14 protein-coding genes and 1 pseudogene are annotated in these 14232 nt (G+C 54.7%); 6 read left to right on the top strand and 9 right to left on the bottom strand.

From position 1 onward, the window contains the following. Positions 1-66: 66 nt before the first annotated feature. The 4 genes from RT613_RS05310 to RT613_RS05295 form a co-directional block, all read right to left on the bottom strand. A complete protein-coding gene (locus RT613_RS05310) occupies positions 67-426 on the bottom strand; it encodes a septal ring lytic transglycosylase RlpA family protein (RefSeq protein WP_313613581.1) in 360 nt (119 codons plus the stop codon). A gap of 397 nt (positions 427-823) precedes the next feature. After that, entirely contained in the window at positions 824-1699 is an 876-nt protein-coding gene (locus RT613_RS05305; RefSeq protein ID WP_313613544.1) for an SDR family oxidoreductase, read from the bottom strand. 1 nt (position 1700) lies between these two features. Further along, on the bottom strand, positions 1701-2882 hold the full coding sequence (gene queG / locus RT613_RS05300) for a tRNA epoxyqueuosine(34) reductase QueG (protein WP_409558770.1): 1182 nt from the start codon (positions 2880-2882) through the stop codon (positions 1701-1703). Next, entirely contained in the window at positions 2863-3555 is a 693-nt protein-coding gene (locus RT613_RS05295; RefSeq protein ID WP_192486735.1) for a glutathione S-transferase family protein, read from the bottom strand. The genes queG and RT613_RS05295 overlap by 20 nt, the downstream gene beginning before the upstream one ends. Before the next feature lie 162 nt (positions 3556-3717). Here RT613_RS05295 and RT613_RS05290 point away from each other — a divergent pair, with 162 nt between their 5' ends. After that, positions 3718-4524 carry an undecaprenyl-diphosphate phosphatase gene (locus RT613_RS05290; RefSeq protein ID WP_313613541.1) on the top strand — a complete coding sequence of 269 codons (807 nt, stop codon included), beginning with the start codon at positions 3718-3720 and terminating at the stop codon, positions 4522-4524. A gap of 562 nt (positions 4525-5086) precedes the next feature. On the opposite strand, the gene RT613_RS05285 is transcribed toward RT613_RS05290, so the two are convergent. The 5 genes from RT613_RS05285 to dnaN all read right to left on the bottom strand — a co-directional run bounded on the left by RT613_RS05285 (position 5087) and on the right by dnaN (position 9331). Continuing rightward, positions 5087-6067 (bottom strand): complex I NDUFA9 subunit family protein, encoded by a 981-nt coding sequence (locus RT613_RS05285; protein WP_313613539.1) that lies wholly within the window; start codon positions 6065-6067, stop codon positions 5087-5089. 130 nt (positions 6068-6197) lie between these two features. Then, a complete protein-coding gene (locus RT613_RS05280; RefSeq protein WP_313613538.1) occupies positions 6198-6485 on the bottom strand; it encodes a DUF1330 domain-containing protein in 288 nt (95 codons plus the stop codon). 15 nt (positions 6486-6500) lie between these two features. After that, the gene (pyrF, locus tag RT613_RS05275) at positions 6501-7193 is read right to left on the bottom strand and encodes an orotidine-5'-phosphate decarboxylase (RefSeq protein WP_313613537.1); all 693 of its coding nucleotides are present in this window, start codon (positions 7191-7193) and stop codon (positions 6501-6503) included. Between the two features lie 128 nt (positions 7194-7321). Continuing rightward, entirely contained in the window at positions 7322-7915 is a 594-nt protein-coding gene (gene pmtA, locus RT613_RS05270) for a phospholipid N-methyltransferase PmtA (protein ID WP_313613536.1), read from the bottom strand. Positions 7916-8212: 297 nt separating this feature from the next. Continuing rightward, positions 8213-9331 carry a DNA polymerase III subunit beta gene (dnaN, locus tag RT613_RS05265; RefSeq protein WP_313613534.1) on the bottom strand — a complete coding sequence of 373 codons (1119 nt, stop codon included), beginning with the start codon at positions 9329-9331 and terminating at the stop codon, positions 8213-8215. 295 nt (positions 9332-9626) lie between these two features. Between dnaN and rsmI the strand changes: the two genes are divergently transcribed. The 5 genes and pseudogenes from rsmI to RT613_RS05240 all read left to right on the top strand — a co-directional run. Further along, on the top strand, positions 9627-10514 hold the full coding sequence (rsmI, locus tag RT613_RS05260; protein ID WP_313613579.1) for a 16S rRNA (cytidine(1402)-2'-O)-methyltransferase: 888 nt from the start codon (positions 9627-9629) through the stop codon (positions 10512-10514). Next, entirely contained in the window at positions 10504-10872 is a 369-nt protein-coding gene (locus tag RT613_RS05255; RefSeq protein WP_313613532.1) for a YraN family protein, read from the top strand. Before rsmI ends, RT613_RS05255 begins: the two co-directional genes overlap by 11 nt. Before the next feature lie 156 nt (positions 10873-11028). Continuing rightward, on the top strand, positions 11029-12327 hold the full coding sequence (locus RT613_RS05250; protein WP_313613530.1) for an extracellular solute-binding protein: 1299 nt from the start codon (positions 11029-11031) through the stop codon (positions 12325-12327). A gap of 143 nt (positions 12328-12470) precedes the next feature. Continuing rightward, complete coding sequence (locus RT613_RS05245; RefSeq protein ID WP_313613529.1) at positions 12471-13448, top strand: ABC transporter permease subunit; 978 nt, start codon at positions 12471-12473, stop codon at positions 13446-13448. Positions 13449-13460: 12 nt separating this feature from the next. Further along, positions 13461-14232, top strand: a pseudogene (locus RT613_RS05240) (ABC transporter permease subunit); the annotation flags it as partial.

Here is a 14232-nt window from a genome sequence, read left to right as displayed (position 1 = left end):
TGAATGGCGGCGAGAGCAAGGCTTTCACGCCGTTTCCCGGTTTCAGCCGAAGCCGGGAAGCGATGTTTATCCGATGATCTGGTAGCAAACCTTGGCGGTTCCTGAGTTGACCATGCCGATGTGCTGTGCGGCAGCTTTGGAAAGATCGAGAACACGACCCTTGATAAACGGTCCGCGATCGTTGATGCGGACGATCACAGCCTTGCCATTGCGGTTGTTGGTAACCTTGACTTTTGTGCCAAACCGAAGCGAGCGATGCGCTGCCGTGAGTTTAGCCGGGTTCATGCGTTCACCCGAAGCAGTCTTCGAGGTTAGTGCATACCAGGAGGCTCCGCCGCAGCCATTTGCTGCGTTGGCTTGAAGTGGAGCGATAAGTGAACAGCAAACTATAGTCGCAAGGGCAACAGTCTTGTGGCCGAACTTCATCAAATTGTGCTTCCCTTTATCATCAGCGGGCGCCGGTTGATCTGTGCGGCGCTTAAAGAGGGCGAAAAATGGCAAAAAAGAGCCTTTTTCTAATCACGAAATATAAATGAATGTAATAATCATGATTTTATCAGAATGATTGAAAATGTTGAGTTTTTTGAAAATGAATGAAAAATTTCTTTAGAATCAACAGTAAATTGGAATGCAATTGCTCATGAAGATTAACGTCGTGCAGTTCACAAAACCGTTATGAAAAAATTTTCCAAGCTTGTGAATCCGGTGCCGCAGAACCGGTTCAGCTAAATCTTAATGTGGCAATTTCTTGATAAATTCATCCGCTAAACTGGCATTGGATGAATTTTTCATGCGGAAAACAGTGTCGGATTCCGACGCAAATCTAGTCTTGCCAGACCTTGTCTTCCCACATTTGCAGTAACGACTTCCGGTAATCCGGGTAGCGAAAGTGGAAGCCCATATCCTGAAGACGGCGATTGGAGACACGTTTGTTTTCGCCGTAGAAGGAGCGGGCCATGGCGGTCAGTTCAGCCGTCTCGAAATCCTGCTCTGGAGGTGGCTCAACCCCCATCAGTTGAGCAGCATAGGTCACCACATCCTGTGGCGGGCAGGGTTCGCTATCCGTCACGTTGAAGATGCCATCGGCTTTCCGCGTCAAAAGCAAGGTGCAAGCCGTTCCAATATCCTCAACGCGGATGCGGTTGAACACCTGGTCCTTTTTGACCAGCCGGCGTGCCGTTCCGTTTTCCAGGTTGCGGAAGACATTGCGTCCTGGCCCGTAAATGCCCGAAAGCCTGAGTATGGAGAGGGGAATACCGGAGGTTTTGGTCTGCGCCATCCAGGCGTCTTCTGCCGCCACTCTTTGTACGGAGCGAACAGAGACCGGACGGCAGGCGGTGTCTTCATTCACCCATTCGCCGCCGTGGTCGCCATAAACACCGACCGTGGACAGGTAACAAACCCATTGCAGCTTCGGCATCAGGCTTTGCAGCTGCGCGTCGCCGATCAGACGCAGCAACGGATCGCCGGCATCGTTGGGTGCAATGGATTGTATGAGATGGGTTACGTTTGAAAAAGCATCACGCAACGTCTCGCTCAGCTCTTCGCCATTAAAGACAAATGGCTTTATTCCGAGCTTTTCGAGCTGCTCGGCCTTGTCTGGCGAACGGGTTGTCCCTGAAATCTGCGGGATATGGGCTTGGAGAGCATGTGCTATCGCCTTGCCAGAATATCCGGCACCCAAAATCATCGCATGCATTCTATGCTCCTGCCAGTCGCCATTCTTCCTGCACGTCGGGATCATCATCCGGTTCGCGTGTTGCAGCGTAAGTGTCGAAAGACTGTTTGTCCATCAGTTGCGACAAGGCCCAGACTGCCATGCCGCGCACATCACGCGAGGGGTCGTGGGTCAGGTCCAGACACTGATCGATAAAGCCAGGGTCGCCGGAGTTGCCGGCGGCAATCAGCACATTGCGCACGAAGCGGTTGCGGCCGATACGCTTGACCGGAGAACCACTAAAGAAGGTCCGGAATGTCGGGTCGTCAAGCGTCAGCAGAAATGCAATCGATGGTTCAGTCAGATCGTCGCGTGCCTTGAGCTTCATTTCTGATGCGTTTCGCGCGAACTTGTTCCACGGACAGGCGGCCAGACAGTCATCGCAGCCATAGATGCGATTGCCGATCAGCGGGCGAAAGTGGGGTTCGATAATCCCCTTGTGCTCAATGGTCAGGTAGGAAATGCAGCGCCGCGCATCCAGCTTGTAGGGGGCAGGGAAGGCATTGGTAGGGCAGGCGTTAATGCAGGAACTGCACGAGCCGCAATGGTCTCGCTCCGGCCGGTCAAATTCCAGGTCTGCGGTGGTGAACAGGCTGCCCAGAAACAGCCAGGAACCATGCGTGCGGCTGACAACATTGGTATGTTTGCCCTGCCAGCCAAGCCCTGCTGCCATCGCCAGTGGTTTTTCCATCACCGGTGCGGTGTCGACAAACACTTTCACATCTTCACCGGCGCGTGCCGCAAATCGGGTTGCCACTTCCTTGAGCTTGCCTTTGATGATGTCGTGGTAATCGCGGTTGCGGGCGTAAACGGAAATTGCTGCCTTGTCCGGTCTCTCGAGCAGTGTGCGCGGATCCTCCTCCGGACCATAATTCATGCCGAACATGACGATGGAGCGAACGCTGCCCCAGAGAACACGCGGGTCGCCGCGCCGCTCTTCCGTTTCAGCCATCCAGCTCATCGTGCCGTGGTAATCGGCCTGTAGAAAGTCGCGCAGTCGCGAAGGAGCCTGCGGAATGCTGTCAGGTGCAGTGATGCGACAGAGATCAAAACCGACTGCGGCAGCTTCCGAGCGCACGAAATTCGTCAGCTTCGCGCGGCGCTGGCCGTCACGGTCACTGGAGGTCGCAGTCTGTTTCACCGGGTCAGAAATCGAGGTCCGCATAATGTGACGAAGGTGCAAGGCCCCTTATCCGTTCCCCGAGCATCGGACGGAAGGACGGCCGGGACTTCAGCCTTTGGTACCATTCCTTGGTAATGGGGGATTCGAGCCAGTCGATCTCTCCCAGATAATCCAGCACGGAAACGCCAGCTGCCGCTGCGAGGTCAGCATAGCTCAACCGGTCGCCGGCAAGCCATGTGCGCGACCCGGAAAGCCACTCCAGATAGCGCATATGCTGACGAATGTTGGCGCGGGCCGTGCGCAGCAGTTTGGAGTCTGGTGCGCCACCGCCCTGTGCGGCGGTCATCTGCAATTTGTAGACACGCTCGCGCACCAAGGGGCGCGTCACGTCATTTTCCATCTTCTGCAGGAACCACTCCGTCAGGCGGCGAATTTCTGCGCGCTGGAACGGGTCTTCTGCCAGAAGGCGGCGGTCGCGTTTTAACACGCCATGGGTTTCATCAAGAAACTCGGCCAGCACATTCGGGCCGCAAAGCGCTCTCATATTGTCGTCAACATAAACCGGCAGTGTACCTGCCGGATTCAGCGCCAGAAACTCCCTGCGCTTCTCCCAAGGCTGTTCCTCTACCAAATCACACTGAAAGCCATATTCTGACAGAATAAGACGTACAAACCGGGATGCAGTAGACATCGGTGAATGATAAAGAGTAGGCATTGATGCTCGAATTTCGATGTTGGTGATTGTGAACGGCTCGTGCTGCACTGCTGCGAATATGCGCCTGTGGCAAAAGCTATAAGAGTTTAGCTATTTTAAAACAAGTTTAAACCCAACGGACCATCGTCCACATCCTCCCCTGTATATACTGAAGGATTTCATATGGCCGACCAATCGATCATCAGCGCTTTGCTGCTTGGTATCATAGAGGGATTGACGGAGTTTATTCCGGTATCGTCAACTGCACATGTGCTGCTTGCCGGGCATTTCCTGGGCTTCAAATCACCTGGCAATACATTTGCCGTGCTAATCCAACTCGGTGCGATCCTTGCTATCCTGCTGGTTTATTTTCAGAAGCTGTTGTCGATTGCCATGGCCCTGCCAACCAGTGCCAAGGCGCGTCGTTTCGTGCTGGCGGTTCTGCTGGCGTTCCTGCCTGCTGCCATTATCGGCGCTTTCGCCCACGGTTTCATCAAGGAAGTGCTATTTGAAACCCCGATGCTGATCTGTCTCGTGTTGATCGTTGGTGGCGTGATCTTGCTGGTTGTCGACCGCATGAAGTTGACGCCAAAATACACCGACATCATGGATTATCCGCCATCCCTCGCCATCAAGATCGGTTTCTTCCAATGTCTTGCCATGATCCCCGGCACATCGCGTTCCGGTGCGACCATCGTTGGCTCACTGTTGATGGGAACCGACAAACGCTCTGCTGCAGAGTTTTCGTTCTTTCTTGCCATGCCAACCATGCTTGGCGCTTTCACGCTTGATCTCTACAAGAACCGTGATTCCTTGAGTTTTGACGATGGTGCACTTATCGCTGTCGGCTTCATTGCCGCGTTCATCTCCGGCCTTTTTGTCGTCCGATCGTTGCTGGACTTTGTATCGAAGCGTGGTTTTGCCGTCTTCGCCTGGTGGCGCATTCTGGTCGGCACCTTCGGGTTGATTGCCTTGCTGACCATTGGCTGAAGAGCTCAATGACTTTACGGGCTGCATCAGCGGAAGATTGTTTCCGGTCCGGTATGACCTGAAATACAAAAGCCTTTCCCGATTTATATGCAGGAAAGGCTCCAAGAGGCGCTAACGATCAAAAATACCGTTCGCCGTTTTCAAGACCTGAAATCAGGAAATCTCAGTGGATCGCGCCGGTTGCGCAAGGGTCCACACCATAAGCTGGGGCACATTCACTCTTGCCAGCAGCAACGGTACCCGGTGCCATGAAAGAACCTGCCAGAACTACCAATGCCGCACACGCAAAAAACAGTGCGATAGACCTGCCCATTATAGATGCCTTTCAAATGATATTATCCGCATGATGGGTTGGTCCATCTGGGAATGCGAGGCTGGGGTATATGTGCCCTACCGGTGATTATCAATAGTATAGCTTGCTGAATGCACGGTTAATGCAAAGTCTTATTCAGCGTTGCGCTTGTGCCACGCTTTCCGTTTCGCCGAATGTTTGTCCAAACGAAATTCGCCCGGAAATTGTTCCCGAGCGAATATGTTTGATGTCATTTTTCTTAGCCTGCACTCAGGCCGCTTTGCCAGTTTTGGCAAATTGCCCATGTGCGCGGTAATGCACCATGTAGGTCGGCAGGATGGAAGAAACGCGAACTGGCGTAATGCCCATGGCATCAAGCGTCAGACCGTTCTTCTGTGCGCCCTCGGAAACGACATTGTCCTTCTTCAGCAGTGTTACCTGGTCAGCGGTCAATGGCGGTGTGAGCAACGGCACAAGCGAAGCAACCTTGCCGATCAGAGAAGCGATCGGGAATGGCAGAGACACGAAAGGACGCTGACGGTAGGTCGCTGCCAGAACTGCCTCAAGACAGTCACGGAACGTCATGACTTCCTGACCACCCAACTCATAGACTGCGCCTGGCTTCAAAGCACCATCAACGGCCTTGGCGACAGCCTCGGCAACATCTTCGACGTAAACCGGTTGGAACTTTGTGTGGCCACCGCCGATCAATGGCAAGAATGGCATGGTCTGCGCCATACGGGCAAACTTATTGAAGAACTCGTCTTCATTACCGAACACCACAGACGGACGTAGAATGACAGCTTCCGGCAGAATGCTCTGAATGGCAGCTTCTGCACGTCCCTTGGTGCGGGCATAGGCAGATGCGGAATTGGCATCGGCGCCAATCGCGGAAACATGGGTCAGTGTGGCGCCGGTGGCGCGGGTTGCCTCAGCAATGGCGCGGGCACCAAATTCCTGCACGGCATCAAATGTGTTGCGGCCGTTTTCGAACAGCAGACCAACGCAGTTGACGACGTGATCGGCATCTTCAATCGCCTTGTCGATGGACTGACGGTAACGAAGATTGGCCTGTGCGAAGGATATCTGGCCAACATTGCCGAGCGGTTGCAGGAAGCCTGCAAGATCGGGACGACGTACGGCAACGCGGATACGATAACCACGCTTTGCCAGCGTCCGTACCACATGACGCCCGATAAAGCCCGAACCGCCGAATACGGTGACGAGAGGGGGAAGATTTGCCAAGGTCATGACAGGCTCCTGCGAACGGAATTGCTTAGGTTTTATTCGTCTCTTAGCTGAAAGCTGGCAGCAGGTGAAGAGAGAACAGCATCAAGGATGACCCTTTGATGAATGGTTCTCCATTCCCGCTTGTTTTGCGTCAAATCCCGTCGACAACAACCAGTTCCGCGTCGGATACTTCACGGCGAATTTTTAGGGCTGCCTGGTACTCAGGAGAGTTGAAGCAGTCGACTGCCGCCTGGTGTGACGGGAACTCGATCAGCACGTTGCGTTGGCGCGCCGTGCCTTCAAGTTCGGTAAACTCGCCGCCACGGGCAAGGAACACAGCACCGAACCGGTCAAAGGCAGGTTTGGCGGTCGAAACATAGTCCTTGTAACGTTCGGTATCGCGCACATCGATGCGGGCAATCCAGTAAGCCTTGGCCATGATAGTTCAACTCCTTTAGAGGGCACCTTGCATTTCAGCCAGAATGGCGCGTGCTGCGGCCTTCGGATCGGCAGCTTTGACGATCGGGCGACCGACCACGAGATGGCTGGAGCCAGCGTGAATGGCATCAAACGGTGTCATCACGCGCTTCTGGTCGCCGTGGTCCGCACCTGCCGGGCGAATGCCCGGTGTGACGACGGCCATGTCAGGGCCAAGAATGTCGCGAACGGCTTTCGATTCTTCTGCCGAGCAGACAATACCGCCCATGCCAGCATCACGTGCCTGTTTGGCGCGAAGGGACACCAGCGAGCGAGCATCGCCGCTGTAACCCGCTTCGATCAGGTCATCATTGTCCATGGATGTCAGCACGGTCACGCCAAGCAGGCAGAGATCTGAGCCTTCGGCAGCCTTGACGGCGGCGCGCATGGCCTTGGGATAGGCATGCAGGGTCAGCATCGACACGCCCATCTTGACGATGTTTTCAACACCGGAGGCAACGGTGTTGTCGATATCCAGCAATTTCATGTCGAGGAAGACTTTCTTGCCGCTCTGGACAAGATCACGGGCGAACTCAAGGCCACCGGCAAACACAAGCTGATAACCGATCTTGTAAAACAGAACGTCATCACCCAGCTGGCTGACGATTGTTTCGGCTTCTTTTACAGTCGGAATATCAAGTCCGACGATCAGGCGTTCGCGTGCGGTCATCTCGGCTCCCCGTGTTTAGGTCGCGTCCAAGTCGCACGACATGCGCTGTTCCGCAAGGAAAAACGGACCCAGAAACAGTCAGAGCCTTTTCATGTCAACTGAAAAGGCTCTTGAGGGCACTTGCGGGATCAGCTGCGGGTGTAACACCATAGCTGTGCTGGCGGAATGTTGCGCACGACGAAATCGAAGTGCCTGATGTGGTAACGCGAAGGCTGCGCAATGATCGGTGAGACAGGCCCGTAGGAAATCTGGATGACGGGGCGTCCAACTGGCACACGGTCGAGCAACTGTTCCAGAAGTTGTGTGCGGGCCGACATTGGGAAGTTGAGAAGCGGCACGGCGGAAATGATGCTGTCGAAAACCTGGTCTTTCTGGTCGCCGAGCGTTCCCTCCAAGTCGAACGCATCACCATTGATGAAATTGACGCCGGGATAGTGCCGCAGGAGCTGATTGTAGAAATCAGTTGAAAATTCTATGGCCGTCAGATTTTCCGGCTTTATGCCGCGCGCCAGAATTGCCTTGGTAATCACGCCGGTTCCGGGGCCAAGCTCAAGAACAGGAAGACCTGAATGCGGGTTGATGACGCTTGCCATCTTGCGTGCCGTGACGGAGGAGGTTGGAACAATTGCGCCAACTGCCTTCGGCTGGCTGACCATTCCCTTGAAGAAGCGGATTTCTTCTTCGAATTTTTTCCCGAAACGTTCCTTTAGGCTTAGACCCATTTGTTCCCTCTCCGGTTATCGGCGACAGTCATTGTCGTTGGTTATGTTGCGCTCGTTTGCCGCAAAAACAAGGCAAAATGTCGCAATTGGGTTCTCTGCAGATATTTTCTTTCTAGGGGATAACGCAAAAAATCGTTGCATGGTGCTGCGTTAGCGACATGGGGCGCAGCAGAGTTAGGTCGATGTGCGACGTTTTCTCAATGGCAATACGTGTTCCAATTATGTGAAACGAAAAACGCCGGAGGGGTGATCCTCCGGCGTTTCAACAGATATTACAATGCGTTGAGCCGGCGGACTTTACACGCGCATCGGCATCAGAACATAAAGGGCGTCGTCGCCAGCAGTATCACGCACCAGGGTCGGCGAACCGGCATCGGCCAGAAGGAAAATCGCGTCGTCGCCAGAAAGCTGCGAAGTGATATCAAGCAGGTACTTGGCGTTGAAACCGATTTCCATCGAGTCATTGTCGTAATCAACGGCGACTTCTTCCGTCGCACTGCCGGAATCCGGGTTGTTGACTGTGAGCGTCAACTGGCCGCTGGTGATGGCCAGTTTCACGGCACGACCACGTTCGGACGAAATGGTCGAAACACGGTCAACGGCCTGGGCAAAGCTCTGGCAGGCAACGCGCATTTCCTTGTCGTTGCCGGTCGGGATAACACGCTGGTAATCCGGGAAAGTGCCGTCGATCAGCTTGGATGTCATGACGATCGAACCGATGGTCAGGCGGATCTTGGCATCCGAGACCTCAACGGTCACGATCAGTTCCGGGTTGTCGACAAGCTTCTGCAATTCACCCACGGTCTTGCGTGGAATGATGATACCCGGCATGCCTTCCGAACCGGATGGCGCCTCGACATCGGCGCGTGCAAGACGGTGACCGTCGGTGGCAACGGCGCGCAGTTTCAGATCATTGCCGCTTTCAATCGTGTGGAAGAAAATACCGTTGAGGTAATAACGGGTTTCTTCCGTCGAAATGGCAAACTGGGTGCGGTCGATCAGCATCTTCAGATCGGTCGCCTTCAGTTTGAAGGTGTGGCTGAAGGTGCCGGCAGTCAGATCAGGGAAATCGGTTTCCGGCAGGCACTGCAGCGAAAACTTGGAACGGCCCGACGCGACCGTCATCGACGAGCCATCAGGGCTGGTTGCCAGCAGAACTTCGGAACCGTCAGGCAGCTTGCGCACGATTTCATACAGCAGGTGTGCCGGCACGGTGGTAGCACCAGCCTGCTCGACCATGGCCGGTGTCGCTTCTGTTATCTCGAGATCAAGGTCGGTCGCCTTCATGTCAAGGCTTGCACCCGACGCGCGCAGCAGCACGTTCGAGAGGATCGGAATGGTGTTCCGGCGCTCCACCACCCTGTGGACATGGTTCAGCGATTTGAGAAGGTTGGAACGCTCAAGAGTAATACGCATGGACACTACCGCTTTCGACCGCGCGAACCGGAAATCCGGCTCGACAATTTTATGCATGTCTGGCTGAGCCAGAAACTGTGGGACGGGCAAAATGGCAGAGATATGCGGAAAAATGCAAGAGGCGAATGTGCGTCGGTCGCTCCATTTTGGTGCTATACAACATGATCCACAGCCAAAAACGCCCTGGCACCCTTGTTCACGCATCGTGTCTTTACCATAAAGGCAGGAAAGTTGCGGCTAAGGATCGGAAATAACAGTGACGGATAATGAAACGAGCGGCACGCCATCAACTGGCGTGAAGGGATATCTGGTTGGTGGCGTTACGGTTCCGGCGCGCCCGCTGGATGTGGCGCTGTATCTTGTCGCCACACCGATCGGCAATCTTGGCGATATTACCCTGCGTGCGCTTGAGACGTTGGCCTCGGTTGATGTGCTGGCGTGTGAGGACACCCGCGTCACCCGCATCCTGCTTGACCGTTATGGCATTCGCAACCGGCCTTTTTCCTATCATGAGCACAATGCCAATGAGGCGGGCCCGAAATTGCTGGCAGCGCTGGAGGCCGGAAAATCGGTGGCTCTGGTTTCCGATGCTGGCACGCCGCTGGTTTCAGATCCTGGTTACCGCCTCGGCCAATTGGCACTTGAGGCAGGTTACCGCGTGGTTCCCATTCCCGGCGCATCCGCGCCGCTTGCTGCACTGGTCGGTTCGGGCATGCCAAGCGATGCCTTTATGTTTGCAGGATTTTTGCCGGTCAAAGACCGCGGCAAACGCGACCGGTTTTCTGAGCTTGCCAAGACACCGGCAACCCTGATCTTTTTTGAATCGCCCCATCGCATCGGTGCCACCATCAAGGTGGCGTCCGAAGTTTTGGGTGTTAATCGTCGCGCGGTGGTGTGCCGCGAACTGACCAAGACATTTGAAGAGTTCCGCCGCGGTACGCTTGGTGAACTTGCCGAGTGGTACAATGAGGATCGGGTGGTCAAGGGCGAGATCGTGCTGTTGATCGAGCCACCGTCATTTGACGAAGTGCCCGACATCGAGGACGTGGAAGACCTGTTGAAGGATTTGGCCTCCACCATGCCCGCTGCCAAGGCGGCATCGGAAGCGGCGCGGCTGACTGGCCTGCCACGCAAGGAACTCTACCAGCGCCTGCTCGACATGAAGAATGCCAATGGCGGTTGAAGACCGGAATGGCAAACGAAAAAAGGCGCATAGGCGTGGTCACGTCGCAGAGTATCTGGCCGCGCTTTATCTGATGGTCAAAGGGTACCGTATTCTGGCGCTGCGCTACCGAACGCCACTGGGCGAGATTGATATCATTGCCCGCAAGGGGAACCTGGTGGCGATGGTCGAGGTCAAGGCCCGCAAGGCTGAAACCATGGCTGTGGATGCGGTCAGTTTTGAATCACAAAAGCGCATCCGTGCCGCCGCCGATATCTGGCGGACCCGCATGCGTGGCACGGCACACTTATCCCTACGGTTTGATATTGTCGCCATTCTACCATGGTCATGGCCGCGCCACTTCCGCGATGCGTTTTGAACGGGGTGCCTGAACAAATGATCGAGCATTTAATTATGACGTGCAATCAGCGTTATGCACGACTGTAACAAATCTGACACATAACTGTTAAAGTGGCGTCATGGAACGCCACTATTCGCATCCTCACCCCAATCAACTGGTGGAGAGGATCGAGTAATGCTCAAGAAGTTTTCCATGGCCGCAGTGGCCATCAGCGTTTCGGCAACGTCTTCCATGGCGGCCACCAACATCACCTGGTGGCATGGCATGGGTGGCCGTAACGGCGAAGTCATCAACGAGATTTCGCAGAAGTTCAACGCATCGCAGACCGAATGTGCGCTGACCCCGGTTTCCAAGGGCACTTATGAAGAAGCTCTGGCCAGCGGTATCGCGGCATTCCGCTCCGGCGAACAGCCAAACATCCTGCAGGTTTTTGATGCCGGTGCCGCCACCATCATCAACGCCAAGGGCGCAGTGATCCCTGCTGAAGACCTGATCAACAACGCCGGTTACAAGTTCGACCGCGAAGCCTTCATCCAGGGCGTACGTTATTTCTACGCGGATTCCGAAGGCAAGTTCGTCGGCATGCCGTTCAACTCTTCCGCTCCGATCATGTACATCAACACCGAAGCCTTCCAGAAGGCTGGCGTTGAAGTGCCAAAGACCTGGGAGGAATTCGAAACCATCGCGCCGAAGCTGAAAGAAGCCGGTTACACAGCGCTGACCGCCTCGCAGCTGACCTGGCAGTTCACCGAAAACTTCTTCTCGCGTCATAACCTGCAGTTCGCAACCAACAACAATGGTTACGACAGCGTTGTTGACACCAAGATGAACCTCACCGACCCGAACCTGATCAACATGTTCGAGAAGCTGAAGTCCTGGGCTGATAACGGTTATTACGCCTATTACGGCGCTGGCTGGGCCGACAACCAGAAGCCTTTCGAAGAAGGTAAGGTTGCCATGTGGATCGGTTCTTCCGGTTCGTTCGGTGGTCTGCAGAAGACTGCAACCATGCCATTCTCGGCTGATTTCCTGCCTTACTGGAAGTCAGTTGAAGGCGCTGGCACCAACACCTTCATCGGTGGTGCAGCCCTGTTTGCCATGGCTGGCAAGCCTGAAGCCGAAAACAAGTGCTCGGCTGACTTCTTCCAGTTCCTGACATCGCCGGAAATCCAGAAGTTCTACCATGAAGCAACCGGTTATGTGGCCATCACCAACGCTGCTTACGAGCTGACCAAGTCTGAAGGCTACTACGAAAAGCAGCCTGTTGCTGAAGTTGGTATCAAGCAGCTGATGCTCAAGGGTGGCGACTGGTCCAAGGGTTACCGCCTCGGTTTCTACCCACAGATCCGTTCGATCATGGAACGCGAATACAACCGCATTTTCGCTGGCGAAACGACTGTAAAGCAGGCGTTTGAAACCATCGAAAAGGAAGGCAACGAGCTGCTCGCACGTTTTGCCAAGACGGCCGGCTGATATCAGCACTCCCTGATAGCCTAATTCAAACTGGACCTTCCTTCCCCTGGTGGAAGGGAGGTCCATTCAGCGATTACCCCTAAAGCGCAATTCTAAGGCCCGTCTGCGATGGGCAAACCGGAATTGTTTCAGGAGCAACGAGCGTGGCTTACACATCCTCTCAACCGCGCCGCATCCGGTTTCTTCCCGGATTCATAACCAAGGCGAACAAGCCGGCTGTCATTGCCGAACCGGCTGGCATGAAACGTGTGCAGTTTTCCTCGTCGTTTCTTCCCTATCTGTTTCTGGCACCGCAACTGGCGGTGATCGTCATCTTTTTCTACTGGCCATCGGTTCAGGCAGTGCAGTCTTCTTTTTATATTGAAGACCCATTCGGTTTCGGCTCGACGTTCGTCGGCCTTGATAACTACACCGATGCGGTATCCAGTTCCGAATATGGCAATATTGCCCGCTTCACGGTGCTTTTCACCGCACTTGTCACGTTTTTCTCGCTGTCGCTTGGACTTCTTCTCGCTGTCAAGGCAGACAAGATCATCCGTGGCAGTTCCGCCTACAAGACCCTGCTGATCTCGGTTTACGCGATTGCGCCACCGGTCGCAGGCCTCATCGGCATGATGTTTTTTGACCAGCATATCGGCCCCTTCGTCAAACTGGCCTCGTGGTTTGGCTGGGACATGAAGGTCGGGTTGAACTACTTCGATACGGCCTTCGCGATGATCACCGTCGCCGTGTGGAAGCAGATCCCCTACAACTTCATTTTCTTCCTGTCCGGCTTACAGGGTGTGCCCGTATCGGTGCGTGAAGCGGCGGCCATTGATTGCCGTTCTGGTTTCCGACGGTTCTGGACGGTCATCCTGCCACTGCTGACGCCAACCGCCTTCTTCCTGCTGATCATCAATATCACCTACGCGCTGTTCGACACGTTCGCGATCATTGATGTGATGGTGAAGGACAAGGCCGCCAACAACCCGATTACCCTTGTCTACAAGGTCTTCATGGATGGTTTTCGTGGCAATGATATCGGCGGTTCGTCTGCGCAGTCGGTCATTCTGATGCTCGTGGTGTTCGCCCTCACAATCATCCAGTTCCGCTTCCTCGAGAAGCGCATCCATTACAGCTGAGCGGGAAGAACCATGTACAAGACAAAACCTCTCGACCATCTGGTGCTGATCCTTGGTTCGCTGTTTCTGATGCTGCCGGTTCTGGTGGCATTCATGACCTCTACCCATACGGCGGCAGAAATCCACAGCAACGGCATCACCGTTTTCCCCGGCGACAACATGGTGGCGACGTATGAAAAGGTGCTGACCCAGAAGGGCGGCTTTACCGGTCAGGTCACCGGTTTCAACATGGTCATCAATTCGCTGATCCTCGGCGTCGGTTTTGCCGTTGGCAAGATCGTGCTGTCGATGATGGCCGCTTACGCCATCGTCTATTTCCGCTTCCGTTTTGCAACGCTCGCCTTCTGGATCATCTTCACGACACTGCTTTTGCCACTCGAAGTGCGCATCATGCCCTCCTATCAGGTGATGAGCCAGCTTGGTCTGCTTAACACCTATACTGGTCTGATTGTGCCACTACTCGCATCGGCCACCGGAACCTTCTATTTCCGGCAGTTCTTCAAGTCGGTTCCGGATGAATTGCTGGAAGCGGCACGCATCGACGGTGCCGGGCCGTTCAAATTCTTCATCGATGTTCTGGTGCCTTTGTCACGCACCATGATGGCCGCCATCTTCATCATCATGTTTGTCTATGGCTGGAACCAGTATCTCTGGCCCATGCTGATGACCACGGACGAGCGCTTCTACACGCTGATGCGCGGCATCAAGCAGATCCTGCAGGTCTGGGTCGGCTCGCAGATCCCTGATTAAAACGAAGCCTTTGTCATGGCCGTGCTTGCACTCC

The organism is Agrobacterium sp., from assembly GCF_032092815.1.
GTDB lineage: Bacteria > Pseudomonadota > Alphaproteobacteria > Rhizobiales > Rhizobiaceae > Agrobacterium.
The sequence above is the reverse complement of the archived record's forward strand: the minus strand, read 5'-3'. Positions and strand labels throughout refer to the sequence as shown.

Bases quoted from the DNA above. Each gene is read 5' to 3' on its own strand.
- pyrF (WP_313613537.1), bottom strand. From the start codon at position 7,193: ATGACCGCACGCGAACGCCTGATCGTCGGACTTGATATTCCGACTGTA.
- RT613_RS05295 (WP_192486735.1), bottom strand. From the start codon at position 3,555: ATGCCTACTCTTTATCATTCACCGATGTCTACTGCATCCCGGTTTGTA.
- RT613_RS05305 (WP_313613544.1), bottom strand. From the start codon at position 1,699: ATGCATGCGATGATTTTGGGTGCCGGATATTCTGGCAAGGCGATAGCA.
- RT613_RS05285 (WP_313613539.1), bottom strand. From the start codon at position 6,067: ATGACCTTGGCAAATCTTCCCCCTCTCGTCACCGTATTCGGCGGTTCG.
- RT613_RS05255 (WP_313613532.1), top strand. From the start codon at position 10,504: ATGGCGGTTGAAGACCGGAATGGCAAACGAAAAAAGGCGCATAGGCGT.
- RT613_RS05250 (WP_313613530.1), top strand. From the start codon at position 11,029: ATGCTCAAGAAGTTTTCCATGGCCGCAGTGGCCATCAGCGTTTCGGCA.
- RT613_RS05280 (WP_313613538.1), bottom strand. From the start codon at position 6,485: ATGGCCAAGGCTTACTGGATTGCCCGCATCGATGTGCGCGATACCGAA.
- dnaN (WP_313613534.1), bottom strand. From the start codon at position 9,331: ATGCGTATTACTCTTGAGCGTTCCAACCTTCTCAAATCGCTGAACCAT.
- pmtA (WP_313613536.1), bottom strand. From the start codon at position 7,915: ATGGGTCTAAGCCTAAAGGAACGTTTCGGGAAAAAATTCGAAGAAGAA.
- RT613_RS05290 (WP_313613541.1), top strand. From the start codon at position 3,718: ATGGCCGACCAATCGATCATCAGCGCTTTGCTGCTTGGTATCATAGAG.
- RT613_RS05310 (WP_313613581.1), bottom strand. From the start codon at position 426: ATGAAGTTCGGCCACAAGACTGTTGCCCTTGCGACTATAGTTTGCTGT.
- queG (WP_409558770.1), bottom strand. From the start codon at position 2,882: ATGCGGACCTCGATTTCTGACCCGGTGAAACAGACTGCGACCTCCAGT.